This is a genomic window from Mycolicibacter senuensis (assembly GCF_003284925.1).
Taxonomy (GTDB): domain Bacteria; phylum Actinomycetota; class Actinomycetes; order Mycobacteriales; family Mycobacteriaceae; genus Mycobacterium; species Mycobacterium algericum_A.
In genome coordinates this window covers 1-6964 of sequence record NZ_QMEX01000166.1, presented here as the reverse complement: position 1 = coordinate 6964, position 6964 = coordinate 1, and the positions used below count along the sequence as shown (strand labels likewise).

The following is a 6964-nucleotide window of genomic DNA, read 5'->3' as shown; positions in this document are numbered from 1 at the left end:
CAGCTGGTGAGCCGGCCGTCATCGGCGACGCCGGTGGCTGCGCCCCCGCAGGACGTGCTGCCGTTCACCGACCTCGACTATCGGCTCTCGCCCGGCGGGGTGGCGGTGGACTCCGACGGCAACGTCTATGTCAGCAGCGAGGGCATCCACGGGCGGGTGGTGAAGCTGGTGGCCGGCTCGGACTCCTCGACGGTGCTGCCGTTCAGCGACCAGTACCAGCCGCGCGGCCTGGTGGTCGACGACATCGGCAACGTCTATTTCTCCGATGCCAGCCGGGTCGTCAAGCTGGCCGCCGCCGACGACTCCCACACCGTGCTGCCGTTCGCCGGCCTGGACGACCCCGACGGGGTGGCGGTGGACTCCGACGGCAACGTCTACGTCGCCGACCGTGGCAGCGATCTGGTGCTGCGGCTCGAATCCGGCACGAACACCCAGACCGCGCTGCCGTTCGTCGGTCTCAACAAGCCCGACGGGGTGGCGGTGGACTCGGCCGGCAACGTCTACGTCACCGACACCGGCAACAACCGGGTGCTCAAGCTGGTGGCGGTCTCCGACGAGCAGGTGGTGTTGCCGTTCGCCGGGATCGTCTCACCGCGGGGTATCGCGGTCGACGACGGCGGCAACGTCTATGTCACCGAGCACAACCGCAACAAGGTCGTGAAGCTGGCGGCCGGGGCCGCGATCCCGGTGGTGTTGCCGTTCACCGGCCTCAACGCCCCGTTGGACGTCGCGGTGGACAAGCACGGCAACGTCTACGTCGCCGACCGCGGCAATGATCGGGTGGTCAAGGTCGACGCCGAACGCTGAGGGCCGTTTCACGCCGGATCCTGCAGGTTGAGCGGCCCGGCGGCGGGCCCGGGCCCGAAATGGGCGGTAGCATTTTGGCGTGGACAGTCGCGTCGTGGGCCCCGATGCGGCCGTGATCGGTCCGAGCGACGTGGACACCGGCCACCGTCACGATCACCGCGGACATCGCACCGTCATCCGCCCGGTGTTCGACGCGGGCTGGCATCGCGCCGCACGCTGGGCCCGGCGGCTGGCCTGGGTCAGCCTGCTGGTCGTCGGGGTGGAAGGCGTGGTGGGGATCTGGCAGGGCCTGGCGGCCGGCTCGATCGCGCTGACCGGCTGGGCGCTGGGGGCCATTCCCGAGGCGCTGGCCGGGGCCATCGTGATCTGGCGTTTCACCGGCGCCCGCACGCTTTCGGAGACCGCTGAGCGGCGCGCCCAGATCGGGGTGGCGGTGTCGTTCTGGATCAACGCCCCCTACATCGCCGCCGAGTCGGTCCGCCACCTGTTCGGCGACCACCGCGCCGAGAGCAGCCTGATCGGGATCGCGCTCACCTCGGTGGCGGTGCTGGTGATGCCGGTACTGGGCCGCGCGCAGCGACGGCTCGGCACCCGGCTGGGCTCGGCGGCCACCGTCGGGGAAGGCGTACAGAACTATCTGTGCGCGATCCAGGCCGCCGCGGTGCTGGTGGGGCTGACGCTGACCGCGCAGTGGACGGGCGGATGGTGGCTGGACCCGCTGATCGGGCTGGCGGTGGCGGCGGTGTCGGTCTGGCAGGGTTTCCGGTCCTGGCGCGGCGAGGGTTGCGGCTGCTGAACAAAGTCCCGACTGTCCTGGAGCTGGTGGTGTTGCTCGACAGGAACAGTCGGGACGGGGACAGATTACGCCTCCGCGGGGCCCGATGCCATCGGTTCGCGATCCAGCTTGTAGCGGATCAGCCGCGAACTGTTGGCGACCACCGCCACCGACGAGGCGTTGTGCAGGATCGCCGCCAGCACCGGTGACAGCGCTCCGCCGGCGCCGATCAGCAGGCCGGCGGCGTTGACCGCGATCGACATGCCGTAGTTCTGCCGGATCACCTCGACCGCCCGGCTGCCCAGGTCACGGACGTCCAGCAACCGCCGCAGGTCGTCGTTGGCCAGCGCGACGTCGGCGGTCTCCACCGCCACGTCGGTGCCGGCCAGCCCCATCGCGATGCCGATGTCGGCGGCGGCCAGTGCCGGCGCGTCGTTGACGCCGTCACCGATCATGCCGACGACGTAGCCCTCGTCCTGCAGGTCGCGAACCACCTGCAGCTTGTCCTCCGGCAGCACCTCGGCACGCCATTCGGCGATGCCGAGTTCGGCGGCTACCGCTGCGGCGGTCTCCGGATGGTCGCCGGTGAGCATCACGACGCGACGAATACCCTTGGCGCGCAACTGCTCGAGCACCTCGTGCGCCTCCGGGCGCACCTCGTCGCGCAGGCTGATCAGCCCGACCAGGGTGCCGTCGACGGCCAGCAGCAACGGTGTCTCGGCCTGGGCGCGCAACTTGGTGACCCAGCCCGCCGCCTTTTTCGAGATGCGGACCTTCTCGGCGCGCAGCAGATTCGGGCTGCCCAGCAGCAGGGTGCGCCCGTCGGCCCAGGTGCGAATCCCCAGCCCCACCAGGACCTCGCACTCCTCGTGCGGCGGGATCACGATGTGCCGCTCCTCGGTGGAGCGGATTACCGCCTCGGCCAGCGGATGCCGCGAGTGCAGCTCCGAGCTGGCGGCGTAGGCGAGTACCTGCTCGGGCTCCCAATCCTTGTGAATAGCAACGATATTCGTTACCACGGGGCGGCCCACCGTGAGTGTCCCGGTCTTGTCGAACACGATGGCGTCGACCCGGCCGGCCTGCTCGAGGTGCGAGCCGCCCTTGATCAGGATCCCGCGCCGGGCACCGTTGCCGATCGCCGCGCTGATCGCCGTCGGCGTGGCCAGCCCGACCGCGCACGGGCAGGCGATCAGCAGCATCGTCATCGCGCGGCGGACGTCGCCGGTCACCAGCAGGGTGAACGCCGACAGGATGAACGACGCCGGCACGAAACGGCGGGAGAAGTTCTCGCCGACGGTCTGGATCGGGGCGCGGTCGTGCTGGGCCTCCTCGACGCGGCTGATGATCCGGCCGATCACGGTCTGGCTGCCGACCGCGGTGGCGCGCACCACCACCCGGCCGCGCACCACCACCGACCCGGCGTGCACCGCCGTCCCGGCGATCACGCTGACCGGCAGGGTCTCGCCGGTGATCGCCGACTGGTCGACGATGGCCTCGCCGTCGATGACCTCGCCGTCGACCGGGATCGCGACGTGGTCGTGGACGATCACCTCGTCGCCGAGTTGCACCGTGTCGATCGGTACCTGCACCTCGGCTCCGTCGGGTAGCCGCACCCAGGCGGTGTCCTGACTGCCGCGCAGCAGATCCGAGATCGCGCGCCGGGTACGGCGCAGCGTCAGGTCCTGCAGGTACTCGCCGATGTTGAGCAGCCACAGCACGGTGAGCGCCACCACGTTCTCACGCAGTACCAGGCTGGCGATGGTCGCGGCAGTCACCAGCGCATCGGTGCCGGCCCGCCCGGATCGGATCGAGCGCAGCGCGCCGCGCAGGAACGGATAGCCCATGAAGACCGTCGCGCCGGTGGCCACCAGTTGGCCGCTCGGCCCCAGCAGCGGCGGCCGGGCGAACACGTAGCGGCGCAGGCCCAGCATCGCCAGCGCGGTGCCGCCGATCACCATGCGCAGCACATCGGTGTTGCGGATATCGGCCGAGCGCGGCGTGCGGGCCGGGATCAGGTCCGCCGCGACGTCGGCCGCGTCGCGGATCGCGGCCAGGATCGCGTCGGTGTCGCAGCGCTGCGGGGAGTACCAGACCACCACCGAGCCGGTGCGCGGGTAGGCGTGCACCGTGCGCACCCCGTTGACCCGGCCGGCCGTCTCCTCGACTGCCACCGCGCGTCGCGAGTCGCCGCGGACCCAGGGGGTGCGCACCCGCATCCGGCCGGCAGCGTCGGAGACGACGATCAGCTCTGCGCTGTTGGCGGCGCTCACGTCGCCGCGATCAATGGTCGTGGTCGTGCGCGACGGCCACCGCCGGCGGGGTGGCCTCCTCGCCGATGCGTTCGCGTGCCTCGGCGACCACGTCGGCCACCTTCAGCCGTGCCGACTCGGCGACCTCTTCGGCGCGCCGGGTGCCGCGCAGGCTCCACTCGGTGGCGGTCACCGCGGCTTCGTGCAGCGGCGCTTTCTCCAGCGCCTTGCGCACCACCTCATAGGCGCTCACCCCGACCAGTCCGGTGAACACCGTCGTCGCCGCTTTCGCCAGCAGTCCCTGCACCGCCATGAGTAATCCCCTTTTAGATCCTGGTTCTCGCCGGTGGTTCTCGCCGGCAGGAGCATCATCATATAAGCATTTATGCATGAATGCCAGGTCGTCGGATCGGGCCTGCCGCCGGGTCAGGCCAGGACCCGGGTCACCTTCTCGGTTTCCCGGCGCCGCGCTTGGCGGTCCGGGTCCGGATTGCCGACCTGCACCAGCGAGGCGCCCACGGCGAAGACCGCCAGCATGTTGTCGATCAGCCGGGCCGGTGTCTGCCAGCCGTTGGCCGACCACACCCGATCGGCGGACGTCAAACCGGTTGCGGCCGCGGATTTCTCACACAGCGCCAGCACCTCGTCGGCGGACGATCCGGCCAGCGCGGCGCCGGGGGAGCGCTCGGGGTCGAGGTGGTCGCCGTGCACGCGTACCGTCGTCGCATAGTCGGTGACACCCACCGGCAGATCCGCGGCCGGCCGGCCGAACGGGTCCAGCGACGCCACCACCACCTCCCCGCCGGTGCTGGCCACCGCCGCGTCGGCCTCGTCGAGTCGCTCCGCGGTGCACAGGGCGATATCGGCGTCGCCGCCGGATTCCAGCGGTTCAGCGAGCCCCGACGCAGGAGAGGCGAAGCTGGGACCGCTGCGTGAACTCAGCAGCACCTCGGCGCCGATCCACCACACCCCGAACATCACCGCCGCGGTCTGCCAGTGCGCCGGCAGCAATACCGCCACCCGGGCGCCCGGACCGGCGCCGAGTTCGTCACGCAGCAGGTTGCCGGTCTTGGCGGCCCAGTTCGCCAGCGTGGCCGCCGACAACTCGATGCGTTCCCCGGTGGCGTCGTCGTAGTAGGTGATCCGTGGTCCCACCGGATCGGCGCGCATAATCGGATCAAGGATCGCCGAGCTGAGGTTGGTCACCTCAGCGACGTTAGTTCACGCATTGCGGGTCGCCGGAACCCGCGGTCAGAATCGGTGACGGGGGCGGGATTTCGCTCACGCCGCCGTCCTGGACGCCGGAGATGCCGGCCACCTCGGCGTAGCCCCCGCCGCTCAGGCCCGAGCCCGGTCCGGTGTAATCGTCGGCCAGCACGACGCGCACCGCGCCGGCGGGCACCGACTCGTTGGACACCACCGGCAACCCGCCGAGGTCCTTGGCCACCGCCTGCGCGCCGGGGTCGTCGGTGTTGGCGGCCTGAACCTGGCTGGCGGGCACCCGGGCGGCCTCGTTGTTGCCGACCGCGCCGGTGCCGAATCCCTTGGCCCGCAGCACTCCCGAGACTGCGGCGGCCAAGCCGTTGATGTCGGTGTCGTTGTAGACGCTGGCGGTGGTGTGCTCCGGTTCGTATGCCAGCTGCTCGGTCTTGCCCTCGTCCTGGTCATGCAGCAGCCCGTCGACCCAGTCGGCCACCTGGCCCGGATCGACCCGTACCACACTCTGCATGCCGTCGTCGCTCCAGCCGGATTCCTCGAGCACCGGGATGGTGGCGAACGCGACCTTGCCGCCCGCCAGATCCTGCAGCTTGGTGACGAAATCCAGCACATCCCAGCCCTCCGACAGCACCACTGAGCGCTGCACCGCCGCCTGCAGCCGTGACAGCGTGGCCGGGCTCGACAACGTCTTGCCTGAGATGACCTTGTGGGCCAGCGACGCCATCACCGCCTGCTGGCGGCGCACCCGGTCCAAGTCGCCGTGCGGCAGCTCGTGGCGTTGCCGCACGAAGCTCAGCGCCTGGGCGCCGCCGAGCCGCTGCCAGCCGGCCGGGAAATCCGCGCCGGAGAGTTCTTCGTATACGGGCTCCCGCAGGCAGACGTCGACGCCGCCGAGCGCGTCGGTGATCAGCGAGAAGCCCAGTAGACCGATCTCGGCGTAGTGGTCGACGGTGACCCCGGTCAGCTCGGCCACGGTCTGGATCAGCGCCTCCCGGCCGGCCTGGGTGCCGCGGGCCTGGGCCTGGACCGGGTCCATCCCGGTTTCGACCAGCGCGTCGGCGGTCTCCAGCCGGGTGGCGCCGTAGACGCCGTTGATCTTGGTCTTGTCCAGCCCGGGCGCCGCCACGTAGGAGTCACGGGGGATCGAGATCGCGGTGGCCGACTTCCCGTTGTTGGGGATGCGGACCAGGATGATGGTGTCGGTGTTGGTGGCGTCGTCGTCGCCGACCCGCAGCTCCGCCAGCTCCTCGGGCGTCAGCGGGTTGCCGTGGGCGTCGGTGCGGCTGTCCATCCCGACCAGCAGGATGTCGACCGCGCCGTCGGATCCGCCTTGGCCCAGCGCCAGCGATGCGACGTGGAAGATGCCGTCCTCGAAAGACCGGACCTGGCTCCAGGCCACCCCGGTTCCCAGCAGGATGACGACGGCTGCCACGGTCGCGATCACACGAATCACACGTTGCGCAGGCATCACATCAGACTACTTGCGTCACAGCCGTATCAGCGGTAGCCGCGGTCGGCGTGCCAGACCGGCGGTACGACGCAGGAGAGGTGAAGCTGGGGCCGCCGCATAACCCGGCGGTTTAGCGAGCCTCGACGCAGGAGAGGTGAAGCTGGGACCGCCGCATAACCCGGCGGTTTAGCGAGCCTCGACGCAGGAGAGGCGAAGCTGGAGCCGCCGCATAACATCGATGGCCATGCGGATCGTCATCACCGGAGCGCGCGGCCAACTCGGCCGGTTCCTGACCGGGCGCGCCGCCGAGGCGGGCCGAGACGTGCTGGCACTGTCCTCGGCGCAGTGCGACATCACCGATCCCGGCGCGGTCGACGCCATCGGCCTGCGCGCCGGTGACCTGCTGGTCAACTGTGCTGCCTACACCGCCGTCGACGCCGCCGAGACCGACCCTGAGGGCGCCCA

7 protein-coding genes are annotated in these 6964 nt (G+C 70.6%); 3 read left to right on the top strand and 4 right to left on the bottom strand.

All coding sequences use genetic code 11. From position 1 onward, the window contains the following. Both DQP56_RS21370 and DQP56_RS21365 read left to right on the top strand, forming a co-directional pair. Positions 1 to 807: NHL repeat-containing protein (locus tag DQP56_RS21370; protein WP_286167800.1), on the top strand; the 807-nt coding region annotated here is incomplete at its 5' end. A 184-nt stretch (positions 808 to 991) separates the two neighbouring features. Then, a complete protein-coding gene (locus DQP56_RS21365) occupies positions 992 to 1603 on the top strand; it encodes a cation efflux transmembrane domain-containing protein (RefSeq protein ID WP_112688857.1) in 612 nt (203 codons plus the stop codon). A 65-nt stretch (positions 1604 to 1668) separates the two neighbouring features. Here DQP56_RS21365 and ctpC read toward each other — a convergent pair whose 3' ends face one another. From ctpC to DQP56_RS21345, 4 genes are all read right to left on the bottom strand, one after another. Further along, positions 1669 to 3798 carry a manganese-exporting P-type ATPase CtpC gene (gene ctpC, locus DQP56_RS21360; protein WP_112688855.1) on the bottom strand — a complete coding sequence of 710 codons (2130 nt, stop codon included), beginning with the start codon at positions 3796 to 3798 and terminating at the stop codon, positions 1669 to 1671. 64 nt (positions 3799 to 3862) lie between these two features. Next, positions 3863 to 4144: a DUF1490 family protein gene (locus DQP56_RS21355; protein WP_083035940.1), complete on the bottom strand. Its 282-nt coding sequence runs from the start codon at positions 4142 to 4144 to the stop codon at positions 3863 to 3865. A 113-nt stretch (positions 4145 to 4257) separates the two neighbouring features. Next, positions 4258 to 5037, bottom strand: a complete 780-nt coding sequence (locus DQP56_RS21350) for a TIGR03089 family protein (protein WP_286167799.1) — start codon at positions 5035 to 5037, stop codon at positions 4258 to 4260. Positions 5038 to 5047: 10 nt separating this feature from the next. Next, entirely contained in the window at positions 5048 to 6517 is a 1470-nt protein-coding gene (locus DQP56_RS21345; protein WP_205868947.1) for an LCP family protein, read from the bottom strand. Between the two features lie 220 nt (positions 6518 to 6737). Here DQP56_RS21345 and DQP56_RS21340 point away from each other — a divergent pair. After that, positions 6738 to 6964, top strand: a 227-nt coding sequence (locus tag DQP56_RS21340; protein WP_114475786.1) for a sugar nucleotide-binding protein, incomplete at its 3' end; no start/stop codon positions are given.

Coding starts and splice junctions, on each gene's coding strand:
- ctpC (WP_112688855.1), bottom strand. CDS start 3,798: ATGCGGGTGCGCACCCCCTGGGTCCGCGGCGACTCGCGACGCGCGGTG.
- DQP56_RS21355 (WP_083035940.1), bottom strand. CDS start 4,144: ATGGCGGTGCAGGGACTGCTGGCGAAAGCGGCGACGACGGTGTTCACC.
- DQP56_RS21345 (WP_205868947.1), bottom strand. CDS start 6,517: ATGCCTGCGCAACGTGTGATTCGTGTGATCGCGACCGTGGCAGCCGTC.